This window comes from Rhizobium sp. LEGMi-198b, from assembly GCF_054114205.1.
Genome location: NZ_JBSYVH010000004.1, coordinates 428,915 through 451,125 on the forward strand (window position 1 = coordinate 428,915; position 22,211 = coordinate 451,125).

Consider the following 22,211-nt stretch of genomic DNA (forward strand, 5'->3'; position numbering starts at 1 on the left):
ATTTCAATGGCGGATAATAAAGCCGTGTCCGAAGCAGCAAGGCAAATAGAAAAGGCGGCCGGAGCCGCCTTTTCGAAAGATCATTCACGTCGCAGCAGTTATTTGCGGTTGCCCATGAACTGCAGCAGGAACATGAACAGGTTGATGAAGTCGAGGTAGAGCGTCAGCGCGCCCATGATCGCCTTGCGGCCAGCAACGGCAACGTCGTCGGCTTCATAGTACATTTCCTTGATCCGCTGCGTATCCCAGGCGGTCAGGCCTGCGAAGATCAGCACGCCGATCACCGAGATGGCGAACTGCAGAGCGGACGAATGCAGGAAGATGTTGACGAGCATCGCGATGATCAGGCCGAAGAGACCCATCATCAGGAACGAGCCCATCGCCGAAAGGTTACGCTTCGTCGTGTAGCCGAACAGCGACAGCGCGCCGAAGGAGGCGGCGGTCACGAAGAAGGTCTGCACGACGCTCTGGCCGGTGTAGATGATGAAGATCGACGACAGCGACAGGCCCACCAAAGCGGCATAGACCCAGAAGGTCGTCGTCGCGGCGGCCACGCTCATGCTATTGATCCTGAAGCTCAGGAAGAACACCATCGCCAAGGGAGCGAGGATGACGACCCAACGCAGCGGGCTCAGGTAGATCGCCTGGCCGAAAGCTGTGATCTGCCCGTCAGCGAAGGCGAGCGAAAATGCGAAATAGGCGGCCAAACCCGTGATCGCCAGACCCAGCGCCATCAGGTTATAGACCTTGAGCATGTAAGCTCGAAGGCCCTCATCTATCATCGCACCGGTTTGCGCGCCGCTAGGCGCCCGGTTTTGGTAATTGCGAAAGTCAGCCATGTTTTCCTCTTTCAAGCTCCGATGTGAGTAGCGTGTCGGGCACTTGGTCCCAGGCGCCGCTGCGGAGCTCCAGCATGCCTGCAGAGAATATGAGGCTTTCACGCCCCATGCACAAGGGCTAAGCGGCGGCGGCAGGGTTAAATCGGCGTAATATCGGGCTATTTCCCGACGCTCGGTTAATGCTCCAGGCGCCTTGGCGGCGCAGACTTTTTCGGGTTCATACGCTCAGAGTTCACGCAGGACCGGCGCTGCTTTCTGGCCAAGAATGCGCCAAGTGCCCACCAGCCCGATCCCGACCGTCAACAGCAGAGCGATGATGAGGGTCGAGAAGGCGACATCCGGGAGGAAGGTCGATGGCAGGTGCATGATGTGACTGACAATGTACCAGGCCGCGACAGAACCGGCGAGCAGCGCGAAGACGGCGGTCGCCGCACCCAGCATCAGATATTCATAGCTGAAGGCGCGGATCAGCATGGCTCGCGTCGCGCCGAGCGTCTTCAGCACGACCGCGTCATGCGTGCGTGCGCGGTTTCCCGCAGCAAGCGCGCCCGCAAGCACCAGCACGGATGCGATCAGCGCCACCGACGCCGCGGCACGGATCGCGGCGGCAAGCTGGCCGACCAGCGTGTTGACGATATCGAGCGCATCCTTGACGCGGACGCTAGTGATCGTCGGATAAGTGTTGGTGACGTTCTTCAGGATCGCCGCTTCCTGCGCCGACGTAGCAGTGGGATCGGTGAGGGTAGCGAGCCAGGCATGCGGCGCGCCCTTGAAGGTGTTCGGCGAGAAGATCATCACGAAATTGATGGAAAGCGACTGCCACTGGACCTTGCGGAAACTGGCGATCTTGGCCGTCACGTTGCGGCCGAGCACGTTCACGGTCACGGTATCGCCGAGCTTCAGGCCGAGCGCCTTGCCTTCCTCATCGGAGAAAGAGACCAGCGGTTCGCCGCCATAATCCTTACCCCACCATTGCCCTTCGGTAAGGGCGGCGTTCTCCGGGAGAGTCTCGGCATAGGTAATGCCACGGTCCCCGCGGAGTACCCATTGGCCGGCAGGGGGAACCTTCCTCTTGGTCACGTCCTCACCATTGAAGGCGACGATGCGGCCGCGCAGCATCGGCACCTCGACGAGCTTGCCCTCGGGCGCCTGCGCCTGCACGACCTTGCGGAAGCCGTCGAGCTCCGAACCCTGGATATCGACGAAGAAGAAGTTCGGCGCCTGCTCGCTCATGCGTCCGGTCAGCTCCTGGCGCATATTGCCGTCGATCAGCGTCAAGGTCACCAGGAGCGCCAGTCCGAGGCCGAGCGAGAGGACCACGGAGGCGGTGAGCGCACCCGGCCGATGGATATTGCCGATCGCCAGGCGGAGTGCCGGCGAGTGGACGCGCGGGCTGCGGCGGGCGAGCCACGACAGCAGGGCCGCGACGGCGCGTAGCACGACGAAGGCGACGGCGATGGAAACGACGAAGACGACGGCGATGAAGCGGTCATAGGCGGTGTATATCGCAAGTGCCGACAGTGCTGCCATCAGCAGGCCGGCGGCGAGCAGGTAAGGCCAGCTTGGCAGGCGGCGAGCCTCGAAGCCCTGTTCGCGGAAGAGCGCCGTCGCCGGCACTTCGCGGGCATGGCCGAGCGGCAGGATGGCGAAAGCAAGCGTCGTCAGTAGGCCGAAAAGCGCTGCCAGCGTCAGTGGGCCGGGGTAAAGCCGCGGCACGGTCGAAATCGGCAGGAATTCGGCCATGAACTGCGAGGCGAACAACGGCGCGATGGCACCGAGCACGAGACCCACGGCGATGCCGGCCAGTGCAAGCAGGGCGATCTGGATCAGGTAGATCATCACGACTACCAATGCCGGTGCGCCAAGGCATTTGAAGGTGGCGATGGTGGTGCGCTTGGAATCGAGGAAAGCGCGCACGGCGTTGGCGACACCGACGCCGCCGACGATGAGCGCGGTCAGGCCGACCAGGGTCAGGAATTGCGAGAAGCGGGTGATGTTGTCGGCGAGCGCGGGTGCTGCCCGGCTGCTGGTTCGGATCGACCAGCCGGCCTGCGGAAAAGCGGTATTGGCTCGGGCGGCGATGTTGTTCAGGCCATTGGCGGGATCGTCCATGCGGATCTTGTAGACCTGTTCGACAAGGCTCCCGGTCGTGATCAGGCCCGAGGCGACCAAAGCGTCACGGCTGGTGAGCAATCGCGGCGCAAAGCCGAAACCTTCGGATACCGAATCCGGCTCGGTCTTCACCGTGCCTGTGATCCGGAGCCTGGCGTTGCCGAGCAGCAGTTCGCTGCCGATTTTGAGGTTCAGCCGTTCCAGCAGCAGGGGAGCGACGACGGCGCCATAGGCCCCGTCCTTGGCAGTGAGCAGCGTTGATAGCGGCTGATCCGGATCGGCCACGAAGGTGCCGTAGAGCGGGTAGGCGCCGTCAACCGCCTTGACCTCGACCAGGGCCTGATCGGAACCGTCGGGCAGTCGGGCCATGGAGCGCAGGCCGGTGGATTGGGAGAGCTGGCCGAGGCTGTTGAGATAGGCGAGTTCGTCCGGCGTCGCCGCGCGATTGTTGAGCTCGAAACGGACGTCGCCGGCAAGCAGCGACTGGCCCTGCGTCGAGATCGCGTCGGTGATCGAGCGCGAGACGGAGTTGACGGCGGCGATTGCGCCGGTGCCGAGGGCGATGCAGGCGAGGAAAATATAGAAACCGCCGAGACCGCCGCGCAATTCGCGCAGCGCCAGGCGAAAGGCAAGCGTCAGGCGCGCTCCCGCCGCCATCACGCTATCGCCGCCTGATTGGTCCGCGCGCGGGCGCTGTCGCCCTCGATTTCGCCGGAGCGAACGTGGATCTGGCGGGAGCAGCGGGCGGCAAGCGCCGGATCATGGGTGACGAGCAGCAGCGTCGTGCCGCGCTCGGCCTGCTGGGCGAAAAGCAGGTCGGCGATCTGCCGGCCGGTATCGGTATCGAGATTGCCGGTCGGCTCGTCGGCGATCAAAAGGGCGGGCGACGGGGCGAGCGCGCGGGCGATCGCCACGCGTTGCTGTTCGCCGCCTGAAAGCTGGCCGGGATAATGGCTCAGCCGCTCGCCGAGGCCGACGGCCTGCAATTCGCGCTTAGCGATGTCGAAGGCATCACGCACATTGGCCAGCTCCAGCGGCACGGCGACATTTTCCAGCGCCGTCATATTGGCGATGAGATGGAAGGACTGGAACACGATGCCGATATTGCGGCCGCGGAAATCGGCGACGCGGTCTTCGCTTAGGCTATGCAGGGGCGTGTCGCGGATCAGGAGTTCGCCGCTATCGAGTTTTTCGAGGCCGGCGAGTACCATCAGCAGCGTGGACTTGCCAGATCCGGAAGGGCCGACAATGCCGACAGATTCGCCTTCGGCAACGGTGAGGTCGATGCCTTTCAGTACATGGACGGAGGCGGCGGCATTGCCGAGCGTCAAATCCGCCTTCTTCAGCTCGATGATGGTTTTTGCCAATGCGAACGCCCTATATACGTCAGAGACCACGGCGGGCGCGATTTGGCCCTCACGGCGAATTTAGGGAATGGATCATGAGTTTTAAAGTTGCCGCGTTTCACTTCGCTGTCATTGTTTTCGGTCTTTTCTTTGGCGCTGCCGGTGCAGCCGATGCACGAACGATCCAACTGGTTGGTCTCGGTGACAGCCTCATGGCCGGCTATCAACTGCCGCCGGGCGATGGATTTCCCGCCAAGCTGGAGGCGGCGCTGAAGGCCAAGGGGCTGGATGTGGCGATTGCCGATGCCGGCGTGTCCGGAGATACCAGCTCCGGCGGCCTGTCGCGCATCGACTGGTCGGTGCCGGACGGAACCGACGGCGTGATCCTCGAACTCGGCGCCAACGACGCCTTGCGCGGCATCCCGCCCGAACAGACGGAAAAGAACCTCGACACCATCATCAGCCGGCTGAAGGAGCGCAATATTCCCGTCCTGCTCGCCGGCATGCTGGCGCCACCGAACATGGGTCCGGACTATGCGGCCAAGTTCAACCCGATCTACAAGCGGCTTGCCAACAAGTATCAACTGCCGCTCTATCCATTTTTTCTCGATGGCGTCGCGACGCATGCCGACTTACAATTGAGCGATGGCATGCATCCGAACCCGCAGGGCGTCGATGTGATGGTGCAACGTTTCCAGCCTGCGGTGACGAGTTTCATTGGGACGATTGTCGCACATGCGAAATAGGTGCTTGCACCGGCTGCAATTGCATGATTCCCTGTTGTTATCTGCAAGAGATTCGGGGAGTGCTCGTTATGCCGAGACTTTTTACCGCCCTCGAAATTCCGCGCAACGCGGCGATGAGCCTTTCGTTGTTGCGCGGCGGTCTTCCCGGAGCCCGGTGGATCGACGTTGAAAATTATCACATCACTTTGCGTTTCATCGGCGATGTCGACGGTCGTACCGCCGATGAAATCGTCGAGCGACTGGACCGCATCGACCGGCCGGAATTCCAGCTCCGGTTGGAAGGCATCGGTTCCTTCGGCTCGAAGAAGCCGCATTCGGTCTGGGCCGGCGTCACCCAGACGCCCGATATGTACGCACTGCAGGGCGAAATCGAACGCATTTGCCAGCGCATCGGCCTGCCGCCGGACCCGCGCAAGTTCACACCGCATGTCACGCTCGCGCGGCTGAAGTCGTCGCGGGTCGATGATGTCGTGCACTATCTCTCCGGTCGCGGTAACTTCTACACCGCGCCGTTCACGGTAGGACGCTTCGTGCTGCTGTCATCGCGCGAATCGGTTGGCGGCGGCCCCTATCTCACCGAAGAGGTCTTCCCGCTTCACGAGGCTCGCAGCGCTTTTCCCGCCAAGGGCAACAGCGCGTTGCAGCCAGCCAAGAGCATGGTGTAGGTCGCTTCGAAGTCCTCGTGACCTCCGTAGTAGGGGTCCGGGATGTCTTTGCCGCTGCCGAGCGTGAAGGCGTTGAAGAGGTGCAGCTTGCCGAGCGTATCGGCAGGCGCGATCTTGCGCAAATTCTTCAAATTGTCTTGATCCATTGCCAGGATCAGGTCGAACCGATGAAAATCGGCTGCTTCGATGCGGCGTGCGCGTTGAGCGGAAATATCGACGCCGTGGTCCGACGCGACTTCCATGGAGCGGCGGTCCGGCCTCTCGCCCTGATGCCAGCCGCCAGTGCCGGCCGATTCGATCTCGAACTCGGAGCCTCGGCCGGCTTTGATCGCAAGATGCCGGAAGATGCCTTCGGCAAGCGGTGAACGGCAGATATTGCCGGCGCAAACAAACAGAATTCTGTGACGGTCCATAGTATCGTTCAACCGATAAAGAGGAGTGATATTGCCATGAAATACGAAAAGCTGGAACCGGCGGCAATCGATGAAAATCTGGCTGGCCTTAGCGGTTGGACCCTGGCGGCCGATCGCCTCTCGATGTCGAAGAACTTCAAATTCCGCAATTTCGTCGAAGCTTTCGGCTTCATGACAGAGGCGGCCTTGGCAGCGGAAAAATTCAATCATCATCCCGAATGGTTCAACGTCTATTCCCGCGTCGACGTGAAACTGACGACGCATGACGCCGGTGGCTTGACGGAGCATGACATTAAACTCGCCAAGGCGATGGAAAAGGCCGCGGCCCGGCGCGCCGATTGAATCGCAGGGGCCGATCACCATATGTCTGATGCGGCCCGGGAAGGGCTTCCTATAGGGATGAATGGAATGGATGACATCAAGTATGGGGAAATCTTGATGCCTGGTGACGAGGAGACCCAAGATCGGCAGGAGAAGACGGTGCGCAGCAAGTTCTGGCCGACCTTGCGCAAGGCAGCACGGTATATCCCGTTTTCCCGCGATGTCGTCGCGGCTTTCTATTGCGCGCTCGACCCGCAAACGCCGACGCGCGTCCGTGGTATTTTGCTGGCTGCCCTCGGCTATTTCGTCATGCCGGTCGACATCATCCCGGATTTCTTCGCCGTCATCGGCTTTTCGGATGATGTCGCGGTGCTGACGCTCGCCTTCGGCATGATCAAAGGCCACATCCGCCAGGAGCACTATGACGCCGCCGACCGGGCCTTGGCCGACGAGCCCGAGGCCGCAAAAGCGGCTTGATCCGCGTCCGATCGATGGCGACGGGATTCCTGCCGGGTTTCCAGACCTTTATGAGGTCTTCCTGATTTTAGAGAGGTCAAACTCTTGCCCGAATCTTTCTGTCTTAAATCGATCCCATAGGATGGTGTTCCGCCATCCGGGTTTTCCAATTCCTCCTGATGCATTTCAGGCCCGGCTCCACATGGGCTGAAACGGCACAGATCAGGGGCAATTACCGCTCCGTTGACGGTTTGGTAACCTAAATAAAGTCAAAATAGGGCAGCTCACGAGCATAGGCGTGCGTTACTTGAAATCGCCTTGAGCTCTGGACCGCAAGAAATCGGCAGGAAACCATGTTTGTAAAAAGCTTCGCAATCGCCCTCTCTCTCGTTCTGGCCGGCACCGGCATCGCATCCGCGCAGACCAAGACCAAGAAGCAGGCAGCAGCGCCCGCACAGGCGCAGGCGGCGGCACCGGTGGCTCCGACGCGCATCCAGCAGTTCGACGCCTGGGGCGCCTATTCCTACCAGTCCGGGGCTGGCAAGGTCTGCTACGTTCTCTCCGTGCCGACAGCCAAGTTGCCGGCTTCCGGTATCGATCATGGCGACAACTTCTTCATCGTTTCCCAGCGTCCGGGTCAGAACATCTCCTATGAACCGCAGGCGATGATGGGCTATCCGCTCAAGGAAAATTCCAAGGTCGACGTCGTCATCGACAACAAGACCTTCGTGATGTTCACCAAGGACAAGGCGGCCTGGGTCGAGAATGCCGCGCAGGAGCCGGCGCTGGTCGCAGCGCTCAAGTCCGGCCATTCGCTGAAGGTCACCGCGACCTCGAAGAAGGGCACCGGCACCTCCTACACCTACTCGCTGAAGGGCGTCAGTGCCGCACTGAAGCAGATCGAAAGCTGCAAATAAGATCGATGATGCCGCGATCACGTCAAAGTGATCGCAGGTTCCGTCGAAACCGAAGCGATGAGGCCGGCCTGATGGCTGGCCTTTTGCTTTTCTTCAAGAGGGATGACGCGGGCTGAAATTAATGCTAAAGGCCGCCCCAACGAGCGGTGTATTCGCAATTTCTTGCCCCGCTACCAGATGAACCTTCTGATCTCAGTGCCTTGCCCGCGCCCGCAGCTTTCCGGCTTTGGGGCATCGCCGATATGAACCATTGGAATGATCCTATGTCCGCGATCGATGTCATGACCCCATCCAAGCTGAAGGCGATGCCCGTGTCGCAGCCGGTCGAGCTTTCGCCGAAGCCGTCGCTGATTGGCCTGACCCGCGAGGAAATGGGTGCGGCGCTCAAGGAAAAGGGCGTCGCCGACAAGCAGATCAAGATGCGCGTCAGCCAACTCTGGAACTGGATCTATGTGCGCGGCGTCTCCGATTTCGATGCCATGGCGAATGTCTCCAAGGACATGCGCGAAATGCTGAAGACGCATTTCACCATCGCCCGGCCGGAAATCGTCGAGGAGCAGGTTTCCAATGATGGCACCCGCAAATGGCTGTTGCGCTTCCCGCCGCGGGGCGCCGGACGGCCGGTCGAGGTGGAGACCGTCTATATTCCGGAAGAGGGCCGCGGCACGCTCTGCATTTCCAGCCAGGTCGGCTGCTCGCTCACCTGTTCGTTCTGTCACACCGGCACGCAGCGCCTCGTCCGCAACCTGACGGCGGAGGAGATCCTGTCGCAGCTACTCCTGGCGCGCGACCGGCTCGGCGATTTCCCGGATCGCGAAGCGCCGCAAGGGACGATCATGCCCGCCGAAGGCCGCAAGGTCAGCAATATCGTGATGATGGGCATGGGCGAGCCGCTCTACAATTTCGACAGCGTCAAGACGGCGCTGCTGATTGCCTCCGATGGTGATGGCCTGTCGCTCTCCAAGCGCCGCATCACGCTCTCCACCTCCGGCGTCGTGCCGGAAATCTACCGCACCGGCGAGGAGATCGGCGTTATGCTGGCGATCTCGCTGCATGCGGTGCGCGACGATCTGCGCGACATGCTTGTGCCGATCAACAAGAAATATCCGCTGAAGGAATTGATGGACGCCTGCCGCGCCTATCCCGGCCTTTCGAACGCCCGGCGCATCACCTTCGAATATGTGATGCTGAAGGGCGTCAACGACAGCCTCGAGGATGCCAAGGGGCTGATCCAGCTCCTGAAAGGCATTCCGGCCAAGATCAATCTCATCCCCTTCAATCCTTGGCCGGGCACGAACTATCAGTGTTCGGACTGGGAGCAGATCGAGAAGTTTGCCGATTTCATCAATTCGGCCGGCTACGCCTCGCCGATCCGTACGCCGCGCGGCCGCGACATTCTCGCCGCCTGCGGCCAGTTGAAGTCGGAATCGGAGCGTATGCGCAAGACCGAACGGCTGGCCTTCGAGGCCATGATGATCGCCAACCATGGCGAGTATTGAGGTCGATGCTTCTCGGATTGCGCAGGCCGATGCGGCTCCTTTGGGGCTATCTCGGCGCCTGTGTTCTGATGGGCTTCGTGTTGGCTTGCGTCGCCGCCTGGACCATGCCGGGAACGGCCGCCCCTGAGCTCTTCGCCCTCACCGTCATGCTGACCAAGCTCGCGATGATCGTCAGCATCCTGCCATCGCTTGTCGTCATTGCAATTTTCGAATGGCGCGGCATGCGCCGCTGGTACGGTTACGCCATTTACGGCGCCTTGCTGTCAGCGTCGGCATCGGTTGTGCTCTCGGGGAGCGTGGAACGGCCGCAAACCCTCAATCTGATCACCATCGTCGTTTGTTTTGCCTTTCTCGGAGCCGTCAGCGCCACCGTCTACTGGTGGATCGCCGGCCGGTTCGCCGGGCGCGGCCCTGTTCTCAGCGAGAATGGGTGAGGAAGATCTTCACTGCGAAGACCGAAAAGACGCTCGCAAAGGCGTAATCGAGGCCGCGCATGACGCCGCGGTTCTTCTGCAGCCAGGTCGACAGGCGGTCGGCGGCAAGCACGACGAGTGCGTTGACCGGCATGCCGATCATGATGAAGAAGAAGCCCAGGAACAGGAGCTTTTGCGTGACCGCCGGATCGCCCGCAGTGACGAACTGCGGCAGGAAGGTCATGAAGAAGATGATGACCTTCGGGTTCAGCAGATTGACCCAGAAGCCGGTGGAGATATTGGCGAGCGGAGTGCCCTTTGCCATATCCACCTTCTTGACCGACAGGCTGGAGCCGAAGCGGATCGCCTGGATCGCCAGCCACAGCAGATAGCCGGCGCCACCGGTTTTCAGGATCGTGAAGGCGAGCGGCGAGGCGGTAATCAGTGCCGAAACGCCAAAAGCCACCAGGAATGTATGGACGACGATGCCGAAGCTGGTGCCGAGGACTACGAAAAGCGCTGCCTTCTTGCCCTGCGCCAATGCACGGCTGATCGACAGGGTCATATCGGGGCCGGGGGTTGCCGCAAGCAGCAGGCTGGCCGCCGAAAAAGCCAGAAGGGTCGTCAGGCTGGGTATGAAGTCCATGACATGCTCCGAAAGCCGGAAAAGAGTATCAGCGCTTTCTTATCCGGCTTTCGGTTATTTGCAAATCAATCCTCGTTTTCCAGGAATGCCTTGAATTTGTCGGCGTAGTCAGGATGCCAACGGGACAATGGCGGGCGGTTTTCGATGATATCGCCTGCGGCCCAGAGCATGCGGCGTTCGTCCGTCGACCGAGCAACATCATTGTCCGGGCAGAGGATGTAGAAATCGCCCCGCTCGAGGCTCTCCACCATGAAATCGACCGTCTGCTCCGGCGTCCAGGCTGCTTCAGGCTTTTCCTGGCGGTCGCCCTTGGTCAGGCCGGTAAAGACGAATCCGGGGATCAGGAGATGCGCCGATATCTTCGCGCCTGCGGTGTTGCGCAGCTCGTGCTGCAGCGCCTCGGTGAAGACCTTTACGCCGGCCTTGGAGACGTTATAGGCGGGATTGCCCGGCGGCGTGGTGATGCCCTGCTTCGAACCGGTGTTAATGATCAGGCCGGGCTTTCCATGGGCCAGCATGCCGGGTCCGAAGACGCGCGTGCCGTTGATGACACCCAGGAGATTGACGCCGAGAATGTTGTCCCAACCGGCCTGCGGGCTGAAGATCGAGGTTTCCGGCCCGATGCCGGCATTGTTCATCAGCACATGCACCCGGCCGAAATGCTGCAGGACGGCGCGTTCGAGAGCTTCGAGCTGTTCCTTATGGGCAACGTCGGTCTCGACGGCCATGATCTGGTCCACCCCGGCGATCGCTTCGAGCTCGGCGCGCGCGGCGGCCAGCCGGTCGCGGCCAAGATCGGCGATGGCGACGCTCATGCCGAGCTTTGCGAAATATTTCGCGGCCGCAAAGCCAATACCGGACGCGCCGCCGGTGATGACGGCGACATTGGATTTCTTGAAAATCTGTTGAATATCGGTCACGGACGGACGCCCTCCCAGGCATTGTTTGCTCGCAGCCGAATATGGTATTTTCCGAAACCAAGTCAAACCGGCTGGAGGTCGTGTCCGTGACAAAACATATGTCCGTAGAAATCGACGAGCAGATGGATGCGTTCATCGGCGAACAGATCAGCCACGGCAATTACGATTCGCCGAGCGAAGTCATCGACGCCGCGCTGAAACTGTTGCGTAATAGGGCGGAAATAGAAGCAATCGCGGCTGCCATCGCGGAGGGGGAGGCATCGGGAGAGCCGGAGGAATTTGATTTCAACGGCTTTATCGAAAGAAAGCGAATGTTGCGCAATCAGCGATGAAGAAATTGATCTTTTCGCCCAAGGCAGCGTCCGATATCGATCAAATCTATGACTACACCGAGGAAAAATGGGGTTACCAGCAAGCGGAGGATTACGTCTTCGCCATGCGTGATCGTTGCCATGCCCTGCTCAACGGCACCGCGCGCGGTCGCAAAGTTGGCGGCATCAGATCGGACTACCTCGCTTTGGCCTACGGCTCGCACTTCATTATCTACAAAGACGGCGTCCAGATCTACAAAAGACGGCGTCCAGACACTCACGATCGTCCGCATCGTTCATCGGCGAATGAATATCGGCGCGCACCTGTGACGCTGCTCCCGTACCACTCTGCCGCACTTCCCCTTGCGCCTCGCGATAATCTCGCTAAAAGTGCCGCGATACAGGGTTTGCGGGGCCTTTCCGCAGGCTCGCATTGAAACGGACCTCATCACCATGGCATCACATAAAGACGTGAAGAAAGTCGTTCTCGCCTATTCCGGCGGTCTCGACACCTCGATTATCCTGAAGTGGCTGCAGACGGAGCTTGGCGCAGAAGTCGTCACTTTCACCGCCGATCTCGGTCAGGGCGAAGAGCTGGAGCCGGCGCGCAAGAAGGCCGAGATGCTCGGAATCAAGGAGATCTACATCGAGGATGTGCGCGAAGAATTCGTGCGCGATTTCGTCTTCCCGATGTTCCGTGCCAATGCCGTCTATGAAGGCGTCTACCTGCTCGGCACGTCGATCGCTCGTCCGCTGATCTCCAAGCACCTGATCGATATTGCTCGCAAGACCGGCGCCGATGCGATCGCCCATGGCGCGACCGGCAAGGGCAACGACCAGGTTCGTTTCGAGCTTTCGGCCTATGCACTGAACCCGGACATCAAGATCATCGCGCCGTGGCGCGATTGGTCGTTCAAGAGCCGCACCGACCTGCTCGAATTCGCCGAGAAGCATCAGATTCCGGTTGCCAAGGACAAGAAGGGCGAGGCGCCGTTCTCGGTCGATGCCAACCTGCTGCACTCCTCGTCCGAGGGCAAGGTTCTGGAAGATCCGTCGCAGGAAGCGCCGGAATATGTGCACATGCGCACGATTTCACCGGAGTCCGCTCCCGACAAGGCAACCGTCATCAAGGTCGGCTTCGAAAAGGGCGATGCCGTCTCGATCAACGGGCAGCGCATGAGCCCGGCGACGCTGCTCGCAACGCTCAACAATTACGGTCGTGACAATGGTATCGGTCGCCTCGACCTCGTCGAGAACCGCTACGTCGGCATGAAGTCGCGTGGCGTCTACGAAACCCCCGGCGGCACCATCCTGCTCGCCGCCCACCGCGCCATCGAATCCATTACGCTCGATCGCGGCGCAGCTCACCTCAAGGACGAGCTGATGCCCCGTTATGCCGAGCTGATCTACTACGGCTTCTGGTTCTCGCCGGAACGCGAAATGCTGCAGGCGCTGATCGACAAGAGCCAGGAGCATGTCGAAGGTGAAGTGACGCTGAAGCTCTACAAGGGCAATGTCATGGTCATCGGCCGCGAAAGCCCGAAGTCGCTCTATTCCGACAAGCTTGTCACGTTCGAAGACGATCAGGGCGCCTACGATCAGAAGGACGCTGCCGGTTTCATCAAGCTCAACGCGCTGCGCCTGCGCACGCTCGCCAAGCGCAATCTGTCGAAGTAATCAGCTTTGCGAATAAATACGAACCCGCTTCCGGTTGACGGAGGCGGGTTTTTCTTGCGCGCGCACAGGGCTGGATTTACTCCACGGGCCTTAATTCGCGCTCCATCTCCGCCGGCAGCTCTGCATTCTGCAGATTGCTGCGGAAGGTCCGGAGCGCATGATGGAGCTCGTCCTGCAGGCAATGATCGACGCCCTGTAGCGCGTCCTGCTCTACCGCGTAGATCTCGCAACCGATCTGCTTCAGCTTGGCGCTGGCCGTTTCCGACAACACGATGCGCTTGGCGCGGCGGTCGAGCGGATCGGGCTGACGCTCGATCAGGCCGCGCGCCTGCAGCTTGTCGAGGAAGGCGCTGACCGTCATCGGCTCCAACCCCATGCGAGTGGCAATATCGAGTTGCCGGCTGCCGTTGACGGCGGCGACCTGGATCAGCGTGCGTGCTTCCCCTGCCGTCAGACCTAGCCCCGCGACCATGATGCGCCGCTCGAAGGCCGCTCGCATTAGTCGGGCGCAATCCGCCACAAGAAAGGCAAGCGAATCCGTATCTATCCTGCTGCTCATAAGCGCTTCCCTACTTACGCTTGTTTTTAGGCCCCGATCAATCTTTATTGATTTCGCCCCCCGAATTCAATGGATTCTTGCCCTTTCAAGGGACTTGTTTAACTTGACCCGGTTAGATGCGTTGCTAATCTGTGCTGATAATCAGCGGGAACTTCCAATATGACGCAATCACTTATCGTCGGCGCCTTCCTGGCGGCGCTGTTCTATGTGCTTATTCCCGGACCGGCTTTTTTGGCTCTCCTCGGTATCGGCGCGGGGCAGGGGCGCAAGGCCGGCGCCTTCTTCATGTGCGGTCATTTGGTCGGGGACATCATTTGGTCGTCGCTCGCCTTGGTTGCAATCGTGGGCGCAAAAACTATCGGCACCGTCGTATTCGATCTGCTCGGATTGCTCTGCGGTTTCTATCTGGCGTGGATCGGCTGGAGTGCCTTCACCGCCAAGCCGAAGAAGGATGGCAAGGCCTTGCTGAACGTCGAGCGTCCCTTTCGCCGTGGCCTGATCTTCGGCGTCACCAATCCGAAAGGATATCCCGTGGCGCTGGCAACATTTACCGCGCTGGTGGCGGGTTCGGCCGGCGCATTGACGTTCAGCGCGCTGCCGCTACTGCTCACCGTTTCTTTTGTCGGCTTCGTCACCGCTGACCTTATTCTCATCGGCATTATCGGCGCGGGCGCGGTCCGGCGGTTCTACCGCGCTCACGAGCGGCTGATCGTACGCTGCTCCGGCGTGCTGTTCATGGGTTTTGCGGCGCAGGCTTTGTGGCATGCGACGCCCGGCTTGCTTGGCTGGCGTAAGGCCTGACCATCATTCCTCATTATTTGTTCCGCCCTCGCCATACCAATTTGGCGGAGAGGGTCTTATATCGTGCTTCGATCAGACGCCTGCCGAAAGGATGCCTTGCATGTCTTCCCAAACCGCCGTCAACCCAGCGCTCGTCGAATGGACCGGACATCAGGGTCTGCCGCGGTTCGATGCCGTGAAAGACGCCGATTTTGCGCCTGCCTTTGACGCAGCGCTTGCGGCTCATGAGGCGGAAATCGATGCGATCGCTGATAACAGCGAGGCGCCGACCTTTGCCAACACCGTCACTGCGCTCGAAACCGCCGGTGACGAGCTGTCGCGGGTCTCCTCTCTATTCTGGAATCGGGCTGGGGCACATACCAATGAGGTGATCCAGGCCCTGGAGCGAGAGATCGCGCCGAAGATGTCGCGGCATTATTCGAAGATCGGCATGAATGCCGCACTATTTGCCCGCATCGATGCGCTATGGGAAGCGCGTGAGGAGCTTGGCCTGACCGTGGAAGAGACCCGCGTGCTGGAACGGCATTGGAAGGGTTTCGTGAAGTCGGGCGCCAAGCTTGCCAAGCCGGAGCAGGAACGGCTCGCCGCGATCAACGAGAAATTGGCGGGCCTCGGCGCGCAGTTCGGGCAGAATGTGCTTGCCGACGAAAAGGGCTGGGCGCTGATCCTCTCCGAAGAAGCTGACCTCGCTGGTCTTCCCGATTTCCTGAGGGACGCGATGGCCGCGGCGGCGCGCGAGCATGGCGAAGAAGGCAAATTTGCCGTCACTCTGTCGCGCTCGATCATAGAGCCGTTCCTGACATCGTCTGAGCGTCGCGATCTGCGCGAACAGGCTTTCAAGGCATGGGTAGCGCGCGGCGCCAATGGCGGCGAGACTGACAATGGCAAGATCATCAAGGAGACGCTGGCGCTGAGGGCAGAGAAGGCCGAGCTGCTCGGCTATGGCAACTTTGCCGAACTGAAGCTCGACAACACCATGGCGAAAACGCCGGAGGCGGTGAATGAACTTCTAAGGGCGGTCTGGGCGAAGGCGGCGGAGCGCGCTCGCGAGGAAGAGGGCGATATCGCCGCGCTGATCGCGGAGGAGGGCCGCAATCATGAGGTCATGCCCTGGGATTGGCGGCATTATGCCGAGAAGATCCGGACGCGGAAGTTCGATTTTTCCGAGACGGAACTGAAGCCCTATCTGCAGCTCGAAAAGATCATCGCAGCCTGCTTCGATGTCGCCGGCCGCCTTTTCGGCATCCGCGCCGTGGAGCAGAAGGGCGTTCCCGCCTATCATCCTGATGTGCGCGTCTTCGAAATCCGCGATCGCTCCGACAGGCTGGTGGCGCTCTTCCTCGGGGATTATTTCGCCCGCAATTCCAAGCGCTCGGGCGCCTGGATGAGCTCGTTCCAGTCGCAGCACAAACTGCCGCTGAAGAACGGTCATGTCGGCGAACTGCCGATCATCTATAACGTCTGCAATTTCGCCAAGCCGGCCGAAGGCAAGCCGGCGCTGCTGTCGCTCGACGATGCCCGCACGCTGTTTCACGAATTCGGCCATGCTCTGCACGGCATGCTCTCCAACGTCACCTATCCTTCGGTATCCGGCACCGGCGTTTCCCGCGATTTCGTCGAGCTGCCGTCGCAGCTCTACGAACACTGGCTGACCGTGCCGGCCATCCTCAGGGAATATGCCATCCATTACGAGACCGGCGCGCCGATGCCGCAAGCTCTGCTCGACAAGGTTCTGGCCGCCCGCACCTTCAATGCTGGCTTCAACACGGTGGAGTTCACCTCCTCGGCGCTGGTCGATATGGCCTTCCATACCCGCGGCGCGGTCGAGGACCCGATGGTGGTGCAGGCCGAAGTGCTCTCGGAAATCGGCATGCCGAATTCGATCGTCATGCGCCACGCCACGCCTCACTTCCAGCATGTGTTTTCCGGCGATGGCTATTCTGCCGGCTATTATTCCTACATGTGGTCGGAAGTGCTGGACGCCGACGCCTTCGCCGCCTTCGAGGAAACCGGCGATGCCTTCGATCCGGATATGGCCGGGAAACTGAAGGCCAATATCTATTCCGTCGGCGGCTCGATCGATCCGGAAGAGGCCTATAAGGCCTTCCGTGGCAAGCTGCCGAGCCCGGATGCGATGCTACGCAAAAAGGGATTGGCGGCCTGATTCCGGCCTTGGGTATGCAGCAAAAATCGGTCGCGAAAAGTCAACTTCTGCGACCGATTTATGCGGCGGCGTTTGGTTTGGATTGATTTTGCCTGGTCAATCAGGATGCGCGCGAAAGCACAGCTAACAACTCGGCTAGTTGATCGGCCTGGGCGTCATCTAGCTTATCGCCGAGGTGGCGTTGAAGGGCCGACGCATAGACGGCCGACATGCGGCTCCGCATGGCACTTCCTGCCTCGGTGATAACGACCCAGCGGCCTCGGCCGTCCTCGGAAAATATCTCGCGGTGGACAAAACCAGCCTTTTCCATCCGGTCGAGAAGGCGAGACAGGTTATGTTGTGCCAGGAGCGTGCGCTCCTCAATCTCATAGGGTCGCAACCTGCCGCCGGTGGCCCGCGCCAGCTCCAGCAGCACGTCATACCAACCGAGTGGTGGCAGGTCTGCCGCCTTCAAGTCTTGCTCAATCGCCGCAAGGACGATTTGCTGAGTGCGCATGAGGCGTACCCACGCTCGCGTGACGGCGGGCGAGGGCCTTGGGGATTCGAAATCTGATTTATCCGACATAGATGCAATTACATCTATATTGACCAATTTGGCAAGTGTGGATATAGATGCAGTTACATCTATCTTGGATGGAGATATTTCCAGCCCATTTGCTGGGTCAGACAATAGGAGATCTGATCATGTCCGACGCAAAGCTGATCCTCGTCAGTCACCATCTTTGCCCCTACGTTCAGCGGGCCGTCATCACGCTTACTGAGAAGGCCGTGCCGTTCGAGCTCCGTTATGTCGATCTGTCGGCGAAACCCGACTGGTTCCTCGCCATTTCTCCCCTCGGCAAGGTTCCCCTCCTTATCGTGCGGCAGGGCGATGGGGCAGAAACGGTTTTGTTCGAGAGCGCCGTGATCTGCGAATATCTTGAGGAAACCCAATCCGGCGCTCCACTCCATCCGGCCGATCCGCTGGCGCGTGCCCGGCATCGCGGTTGGATCGAGTTCGGCTCCTCCATCCTTTCGGATTTGTGGGGGCTTGAGACTGCCAAAGACGAAGGGATCTATGAGACGAAGCGCAAAGCGCTGATCGACAAGTTCGGTCGTGTCGAGGCTGAATTGAAGGATGGACCGTTTTTCGCCGGCCGAGCATTCAGCCTGGTCGATGCGGTCTTCGCACCGATCTTCCGTTACTTTGACGTGTTCGATACCATCACGCCGACCGGCATATTTGATGCATTACCGCGTCTCGTGGCATGGCGCGCAGAATTGGCTTCGCGGCAAAGTGTGCGAGAGGCGGTGATGCAAGACTATCCCGATCGTCTCAAGGTATTCTTGAGGGATCACGAGGCGTGGCTGCTGAAACGCGCCGCCTGAAAGGTTGGAGGAATCCTGACTAAGGCGGCTGCCTACATCAGATATTGGCGACATCGCAGAACGAGGGTTTTTGCCATCAGTTGGCGCAAGGTTGACATATTCGTGACGCGCTGGGGCGAGCTTGCCGTTGCTTTCTTGCCTCCCCCCTTTCGCAAACGCGAAAAAAAGGGTATGAGCGCGCCAAATGTAATTGGCGTGTTCACTTCATACCGCGCCCCAGCCTCAGAGATACAAGATTATGGCACTTCGCAACATCGCGATCATCGCGCACGTTGACCATGGGAAAACCACCCTCGTTGACGAGCTTCTGAAGCAGTCCGGCTCCTTCCGCGAGAACCAGCGCGTTGCCGAACGCGTCATGGATTCCAACGATCTGGAAAAGGAACGCGGCATCACCATTCTCGCTAAGGCGACCTCGGTCGTCTGGAAGGATACCCGCATCAACATCGTCGACACCCCCGGCCACGCCGACTTCGGCGGTGAAGTCGAGCGTATTCTGTCGATGGTGGACGGCGCGATCGTTCTCGTCGATGCGGCCGAAGGCCCGATGCCGCAGACCAAGTTCGTTGTCGGCAAGGCGCTGAAGGTCGGTCTTCGTCCGATCGTCGCGATCAACAAGATTGACCGTCCGGATGCCCGTGCCGACGAAGTCATCAACGAAGTCTTCGATCTCTTCGCCAATCTCGACGCCACCGACGAGCAGCTCGACTTCCCGATCCTTTACGGTTCCGGCCGTAACGGCTGGATGAACTATTCGCCGGAAGGCCCGAAGGATGAAGGTCTGGCGCCGCTGCTCGATCTCGTCGTCAAGCACGTTCCGGAGCCGACCGTCGGCGAAGGTCCTTTCCGCATGATCGGCACGATCCTAGAAGCCAACCCCTTCCTCGGCCGCATCATCACCGGCCGCATCCATTCCGGCTCGATCAAGCCGAACCAGGCCGTCAAGGTTCTGGGCGCTGACGGCAACCTGATCGAAACCGGCCGTATCTCGAAGATCCTTGCTTTCCGCGGCATCGAGCGCCAGCCGATCGAAGACGCGCAGGCAGGTGACATCGTCGCCATTGCCGGCCTTTCCAAGGGCACCGTCGCCGACACCTTCTGTGATCCGCAGGTCAATGAGCCGCTGATCGCGCAGCCGATCGACCCGCCGACCGTTACGATGTCCTTCATCGTCAACGACAGCCCCTATGCCGGCACCGAGGGCGACAAGGTCACCTCGCGCGTCATTCGCGATCGCCTGTTCAAGGAAGCCGAAGGCAACGTTGCGCTGAAGATCGAAGAAGCCGAAGGCAAGGACTCGTTCTACGTTTCCGGCCGCGGCGAATTGCAGCTTGCAGTTCTGATCGAAACCATGCGCCGCGAAGGCTTCGAGCTTGCCGTGTCGCGTCCGCGCGTCGTCATGCACAAAGACGAGAGCGGCCAGCTTCTCGAGCCGATCGAAGAAGTCGTCATCGACGTCGATGAAGAGCATTCCGGCATCGTCGTGCAGAAGATGTCGGAGCGCAAGGCCGAGATGGCCGAGCTGCGGCCTTCCGGCGGCAATCGCGTCCGTCTCGTATTCTTCGCACCGACCCGCGGCCTGATTGGCTATCAGTCGGAGCTTCTGACGGACACGCGCGGCACCGCCGTCATGAACCGTCTGTTCCATGACTACCAGCCGTACAAGGGCGAAATCGGCGGCCGCGTCAACGGCGTGCTGCTCGCCAACGAAGCCGGCGAAGCCGTGGCCTATGCCCTGTTCAACCTGGAAGACCGCGGCCCGATGATCATCGACGCCGGCGAGAAGGTCTATGCCGGCATGATCATCGGCATTCACAGCCGCGACAACGACCTCGAAGTTAACGTGCTGAAGGGCAAAAAGCTCACCAACATCCGCGCCGCCGGCAAGGATGAAGCCGTGAAGCTGACCCCGCCGATCCGCATGACGCTCGACCGCGCGCTCTCCTGGATCCAGGACGACGAGCTGGTCGAAGTCACGCCGAAGTCGATCCGCCTGCGTAAAATGTACCTCGATCCGAACGAGCGTAAGCGTTTCGAGAAGGCTCGCTACGCATAATAGCGCGACTTGTACCGCTTCGGACGAATTGACCCCGGCCCCTGTGCCGGGGTTTTATTTTGTGTGTTCGATTTTTGAGCCCTTGTCGCAAAGGTTAAAAATGCGTTAATTTTCAGCAGTCGTCCACAGGTAAAGACTGTGAACAAATCGTCTGTCCGCATGATTTGTGGATGGTTAATTTTCGCTGGCGGGACCAGAGTAGACGTTATGAAGACGTTGTCGATTGATGTTCGTCGGGCAGAACCGCATGATGCCCGAGCCATTTCCGAGGTGCACCGCCAGTCGTGGCAGTACACCTATACGGGCATCATTCCGCATCGCGCGCTCAGCCAGATGATCGAGCGCCGGGGCGAAGCCTGGTGGCGCAAGGCGACCAGCGGGCCGGCAACCCTTCTAGTCCTCGACGTCGCCGGCGAGATCGCCGGTTACGCCACGCTCGGCCTCAACCGCGCCCGCGCGTTGCCTCAGGAAGGCGAGATCTACGAACTCTATCTTCGCCCGGAATATCAGGGCATCGGCCTTGGCCGGCTTCTCTTCGGTGAAGCGCGCCGGCTCCTGAAATCGCTGGGGTGCAAGGGATTGGTCGTCTGGTGCCTCGAGGAAAACGAGAATGCGGACCGCTTCTATCGCGGCCAGGGCGGTGCCGATTTCTGCGAGGGCATCGAGACCTTCGATCGCAAGCAGCTCAAGAAGATCGGCTTCGTCTGGCCCTAAGGTACCGGCTGCGACCGTCCATTAAAATCCCGCATCGTCCCAATGCCTTGTTGCGTTGCGTCATGATTCCGATTATCTGGCTGCAGCAACCATCCTTATTAGGGGAGACGCATGCGCATCGACGCGATTTCCATTGGCAAGAACCCGCCCGAAGACGTCAACGTCATCGTTGAAGTTCCGGTCGGCGGTCATCCGATCAAGTATGAAATGGACAAGGACGCCGGTACGCTGGTCGTCGACCGTTTCCTCTACACGCCGATGACCTATCCGGGCAATTACGGCTTCGTTCCGCACACGCTCTCCGAAGACGGCGATCCGATCGACGTGTTGATCGCCAGCACCCGTCCGCTGGTTCCGGGCTGCGTTATCAACGTGCGCCCGATCGGCGTGCTGATGATGGAAGACAATTCCGGCAAGGACGAAAAGATCATTGCCGTTCCTTCGCCGAAGCTGACGCTGCGCTACGAAAAGGTCCGGGAATATACCGACCTGCCGGAAATCACCGTGAAGCAGATCGAGCATTTCTTCGAGCACTACAAGGATCTGGAGCCCGGCAAGTGGGTGAAGATCTATGGCTGGAAGGGCTCGAAGGAAGCCGGCGAACTCATTCTCGAAGCGATCGAGCGCGCCAAGAAGGCGAAGTGATCAGTTTTTCGCTATAGCGTTCAGCTTGCCTATCAAATCCTCCGGGTCGCCATCGATCCGGAGGATTTTTTTACGGGCGGTGTCGCCGGAAATGAGGCTGACCGAGGATTTGGGGATGCCGAAGCTCTTGGCGAGAAGCGCGATCAGCGCCTTGTTGGCCTTGCCTTTTTCCGGCACGGCGGAGACCCTCGCCTTGAGATAGGCCTCGCCGTCGGCGCCGGTCTCGAACCCGTCGATTGCATCACGCCCGCCATTGGGCGTGAGCCGGACGGACAGTCTCACATGATCGGCAAAAATCTGCCAGGCTTCGCTCACCGGCCGACGAGCGGGTAAAGCGTGTTCCACATCAGGGAACGGAAGAAGAAGATGATCAGCAGCAGGATGATCGGCGAAATGTCGATGCCGCCGAGATCGGGCAGCACGCGCCGGATCGGACGAAGCGCCGGCTCCGTGACTGCATAGAGGAAACTTCCGACCGAGTTGACGAACTGATTGCTCGAATTGATAACATTGAATGCATAGAGCCATGAAAAAATAGCGCTGGCGATCAGCACCCAAGTATAAAGATTCAAAGCCAGATCAATGGTTTGAAATAAGGCGAGCATGTCCGTCTCCATTTCGCG

At 60.1% G+C, this 22,211-nt stretch carries 26 protein-coding genes; 16 read left to right on the forward strand and 10 right to left on the reverse strand.

The window, feature by feature from the left end; genetic code table 11:
* Window positions 1-98: 98 nt before the first annotated feature.
* The 3 genes from ACXHXG_RS18525 to ACXHXG_RS18535 all read right to left on the reverse strand — a co-directional run bounded on the left by ACXHXG_RS18525 (window position 99) and on the right by ACXHXG_RS18535 (window position 4,318).
* On the reverse strand, window positions 99-839 hold the full coding sequence (locus ACXHXG_RS18525) for a Bax inhibitor-1/YccA family protein (protein ID WP_104824648.1): 741 nt from the start codon (window positions 837-839) through the stop codon (window positions 99-101).
* A gap of 225 nt (window positions 840-1,064) precedes the next feature.
* Window positions 1,065-3,608 carry an ABC transporter permease gene (locus ACXHXG_RS18530; protein ID WP_457900216.1) on the reverse strand — a complete coding sequence of 848 codons (2,544 nt, stop codon included), beginning with the start codon at window positions 3,606-3,608 and terminating at the stop codon, window positions 1,065-1,067.
* Entirely contained in the window at window positions 3,608-4,318 is a 711-nt protein-coding gene (locus tag ACXHXG_RS18535) for an ABC transporter ATP-binding protein (protein ID WP_283047837.1), read from the reverse strand. Before ACXHXG_RS18535 ends, ACXHXG_RS18530 begins: the two co-directional genes overlap by 1 nt.
* 74 nt (window positions 4,319-4,392) lie before the next feature.
* On the opposite strand from ACXHXG_RS18535, the gene ACXHXG_RS18540 reads away from it, so the two are divergent.
* Window positions 4,393-5,043 (forward strand): arylesterase, encoded by a 651-nt coding sequence (locus ACXHXG_RS18540; RefSeq protein ID WP_457900217.1) that lies wholly within the window; start codon window positions 4,393-4,395, stop codon window positions 5,041-5,043.
* A gap of 68 nt (window positions 5,044-5,111) precedes the next feature.
* A complete protein-coding gene (gene thpR / locus ACXHXG_RS18545; protein ID WP_104824644.1) occupies window positions 5,112-5,708 on the forward strand; it encodes an RNA 2',3'-cyclic phosphodiesterase in 597 nt (198 codons plus the stop codon).
* On the opposite strand, the gene ACXHXG_RS18550 is transcribed toward thpR, so the two are convergent.
* The gene (locus ACXHXG_RS18550; protein ID WP_457900218.1) at window positions 5,639-6,121 is read right to left on the reverse strand and encodes a low molecular weight protein-tyrosine-phosphatase; all 483 of its coding nucleotides are present in this window, start codon (window positions 6,119-6,121) and stop codon (window positions 5,639-5,641) included. The two genes, thpR and ACXHXG_RS18550, sit on opposite strands and share 70 nt — an antisense overlap.
* A 36-nt stretch (window positions 6,122-6,157) precedes the next feature.
* Here ACXHXG_RS18550 and ACXHXG_RS18555 point away from each other — a divergent pair, with 36 nt between their 5' ends.
* The 5 genes from ACXHXG_RS18555 (at window position 6,158) to ACXHXG_RS18575 (ending at window position 9,748) form a co-directional block, all read left to right on the forward strand.
* Window positions 6,158-6,463, forward strand: coding sequence for a 4a-hydroxytetrahydrobiopterin dehydratase (locus ACXHXG_RS18555; protein ID WP_457900219.1), 306 nt, complete (start codon window positions 6,158-6,160; stop codon window positions 6,461-6,463).
* Between the two features lie 66 nt (window positions 6,464-6,529).
* On the forward strand, window positions 6,530-6,919 hold the full coding sequence (locus ACXHXG_RS18560) for a YkvA family protein (protein WP_104824641.1): 390 nt from the start codon (window positions 6,530-6,532) through the stop codon (window positions 6,917-6,919).
* Window positions 6,920-7,251: 332 nt separating this feature from the next.
* A complete protein-coding gene (locus ACXHXG_RS18565; protein ID WP_104824640.1) occupies window positions 7,252-7,815 on the forward strand; it encodes an invasion associated locus B family protein in 564 nt (187 codons plus the stop codon).
* A gap of 263 nt (window positions 7,816-8,078) precedes the next feature.
* The gene (rlmN, locus tag ACXHXG_RS18570) at window positions 8,079-9,314 is read left to right on the forward strand and encodes a dual-specificity RNA methyltransferase RlmN (protein ID WP_457900220.1); all 1,236 of its coding nucleotides are present in this window, start codon (window positions 8,079-8,081) and stop codon (window positions 9,312-9,314) included.
* A gap of 29 nt (window positions 9,315-9,343) precedes the next feature.
* Window positions 9,344-9,748: a hypothetical protein gene (locus tag ACXHXG_RS18575; protein WP_457900221.1), complete on the forward strand. Its 405-nt coding sequence runs from the start codon at window positions 9,344-9,346 to the stop codon at window positions 9,746-9,748.
* Here the strand turns inward: ACXHXG_RS18575 and ACXHXG_RS18580 are convergent.
* Both ACXHXG_RS18580 and ACXHXG_RS18585 read right to left on the reverse strand, forming a co-directional pair.
* The gene (locus ACXHXG_RS18580; RefSeq protein ID WP_104824637.1) at window positions 9,732-10,373 is read right to left on the reverse strand and encodes a LysE family translocator; all 642 of its coding nucleotides are present in this window, start codon (window positions 10,371-10,373) and stop codon (window positions 9,732-9,734) included. The genes ACXHXG_RS18575 and ACXHXG_RS18580 overlap by 17 nt on opposite strands.
* Before the next feature lie 65 nt (window positions 10,374-10,438).
* On the reverse strand, window positions 10,439-11,293 hold the full coding sequence (locus ACXHXG_RS18585; protein WP_457900222.1) for an SDR family NAD(P)-dependent oxidoreductase: 855 nt from the start codon (window positions 11,291-11,293) through the stop codon (window positions 10,439-10,441).
* 98 nt (window positions 11,294-11,391) lie between these two features.
* Here ACXHXG_RS18585 and ACXHXG_RS18590 point away from each other — a divergent pair, with 98 nt between their 5' ends.
* Genes ACXHXG_RS18590 through ACXHXG_RS18600 form a run of 3 tightly spaced genes read left to right on the forward strand, consistent with a single transcriptional unit; the run spans window position 11,392 to window position 13,281 of the window.
* Window positions 11,392-11,625 carry a type II toxin-antitoxin system ParD family antitoxin gene (locus ACXHXG_RS18590; protein WP_457900295.1) on the forward strand — a complete coding sequence of 78 codons (234 nt, stop codon included), beginning with the start codon at window positions 11,392-11,394 and terminating at the stop codon, window positions 11,623-11,625.
* The gene (locus tag ACXHXG_RS18595; protein WP_457900223.1) at window positions 11,622-12,041 is read left to right on the forward strand and encodes a type II toxin-antitoxin system RelE/ParE family toxin; all 420 of its coding nucleotides are present in this window, start codon (window positions 11,622-11,624) and stop codon (window positions 12,039-12,041) included. The genes ACXHXG_RS18590 and ACXHXG_RS18595 overlap by 4 nt, the downstream gene beginning before the upstream one ends.
* Before the next feature lie 16 nt (window positions 12,042-12,057).
* Window positions 12,058-13,281, forward strand: a complete 1,224-nt coding sequence (locus ACXHXG_RS18600) for an argininosuccinate synthase (protein ID WP_104824634.1) — start codon at window positions 12,058-12,060, stop codon at window positions 13,279-13,281.
* A 76-nt stretch (window positions 13,282-13,357) separates the two neighbouring features.
* On the opposite strand, the gene ACXHXG_RS18605 is transcribed toward ACXHXG_RS18600, so the two are convergent.
* A complete protein-coding gene (locus ACXHXG_RS18605; RefSeq protein ID WP_104824633.1) occupies window positions 13,358-13,840 on the reverse strand; it encodes a MarR family winged helix-turn-helix transcriptional regulator in 483 nt (160 codons plus the stop codon).
* A 159-nt stretch (window positions 13,841-13,999) separates the two neighbouring features.
* Between ACXHXG_RS18605 and ACXHXG_RS18610 the strand changes: the two genes are divergently transcribed.
* Entirely contained in the window at window positions 14,000-14,641 is a 642-nt protein-coding gene (locus tag ACXHXG_RS18610) for a LysE family translocator (RefSeq protein WP_285168351.1), read from the forward strand.
* 100 nt (window positions 14,642-14,741) lie between these two features.
* The gene (locus ACXHXG_RS18615) at window positions 14,742-16,805 is read left to right on the forward strand and encodes a M3 family metallopeptidase (RefSeq protein WP_104824631.1); all 2,064 of its coding nucleotides are present in this window, start codon (window positions 14,742-14,744) and stop codon (window positions 16,803-16,805) included.
* Window positions 16,806-16,905: 100 nt separating this feature from the next.
* Here the strand turns inward: ACXHXG_RS18615 and ACXHXG_RS18620 are convergent, their stop codons facing one another.
* Window positions 16,906-17,370 carry a MarR family winged helix-turn-helix transcriptional regulator gene (locus ACXHXG_RS18620; RefSeq protein WP_457900224.1) on the reverse strand — a complete coding sequence of 155 codons (465 nt, stop codon included), beginning with the start codon at window positions 17,368-17,370 and terminating at the stop codon, window positions 16,906-16,908.
* 119 nt (window positions 17,371-17,489) lie between these two features.
* Between ACXHXG_RS18620 and ACXHXG_RS18625 the strand changes: the two genes are divergently transcribed.
* The 4 genes from ACXHXG_RS18625 (at window position 17,490) to ppa (ending at window position 21,588) form a co-directional block, all read left to right on the forward strand.
* The gene (locus ACXHXG_RS18625) at window positions 17,490-18,173 is read left to right on the forward strand and encodes a glutathione S-transferase family protein (protein ID WP_457900225.1); all 684 of its coding nucleotides are present in this window, start codon (window positions 17,490-17,492) and stop codon (window positions 18,171-18,173) included.
* Between the two features lie 238 nt (window positions 18,174-18,411).
* On the forward strand, window positions 18,412-20,229 hold the full coding sequence (gene typA / locus ACXHXG_RS18630; RefSeq protein ID WP_104824628.1) for a translational GTPase TypA: 1,818 nt from the start codon (window positions 18,412-18,414) through the stop codon (window positions 20,227-20,229).
* A 207-nt stretch (window positions 20,230-20,436) separates the two neighbouring features.
* Window positions 20,437-20,943: a GNAT family N-acetyltransferase gene (locus ACXHXG_RS18635; RefSeq protein ID WP_104824627.1), complete on the forward strand. Its 507-nt coding sequence runs from the start codon at window positions 20,437-20,439 to the stop codon at window positions 20,941-20,943.
* 111 nt (window positions 20,944-21,054) lie between these two features.
* Window positions 21,055-21,588: an inorganic diphosphatase gene (gene ppa / locus ACXHXG_RS18640; RefSeq protein ID WP_028751314.1), complete on the forward strand. Its 534-nt coding sequence runs from the start codon at window positions 21,055-21,057 to the stop codon at window positions 21,586-21,588.
* Here the strand turns inward: ppa and ACXHXG_RS18645 are convergent, their stop codons facing one another.
* Both ACXHXG_RS18645 and ACXHXG_RS18650 read right to left on the reverse strand, forming a co-directional pair.
* Window positions 21,589-21,903, reverse strand: coding sequence for a DUF167 domain-containing protein (locus ACXHXG_RS18645; protein WP_457900226.1), 315 nt, complete (start codon window positions 21,901-21,903; stop codon window positions 21,589-21,591).
* Complete coding sequence (locus ACXHXG_RS18650; RefSeq protein WP_028751312.1) at window positions 21,900-22,193, reverse strand: YggT family protein; 294 nt, start codon at window positions 22,191-22,193, stop codon at window positions 21,900-21,902. Before ACXHXG_RS18650 ends, ACXHXG_RS18645 begins: the two co-directional genes overlap by 4 nt.
* Window positions 22,194-22,211: the final 18 nt, after the last annotated feature.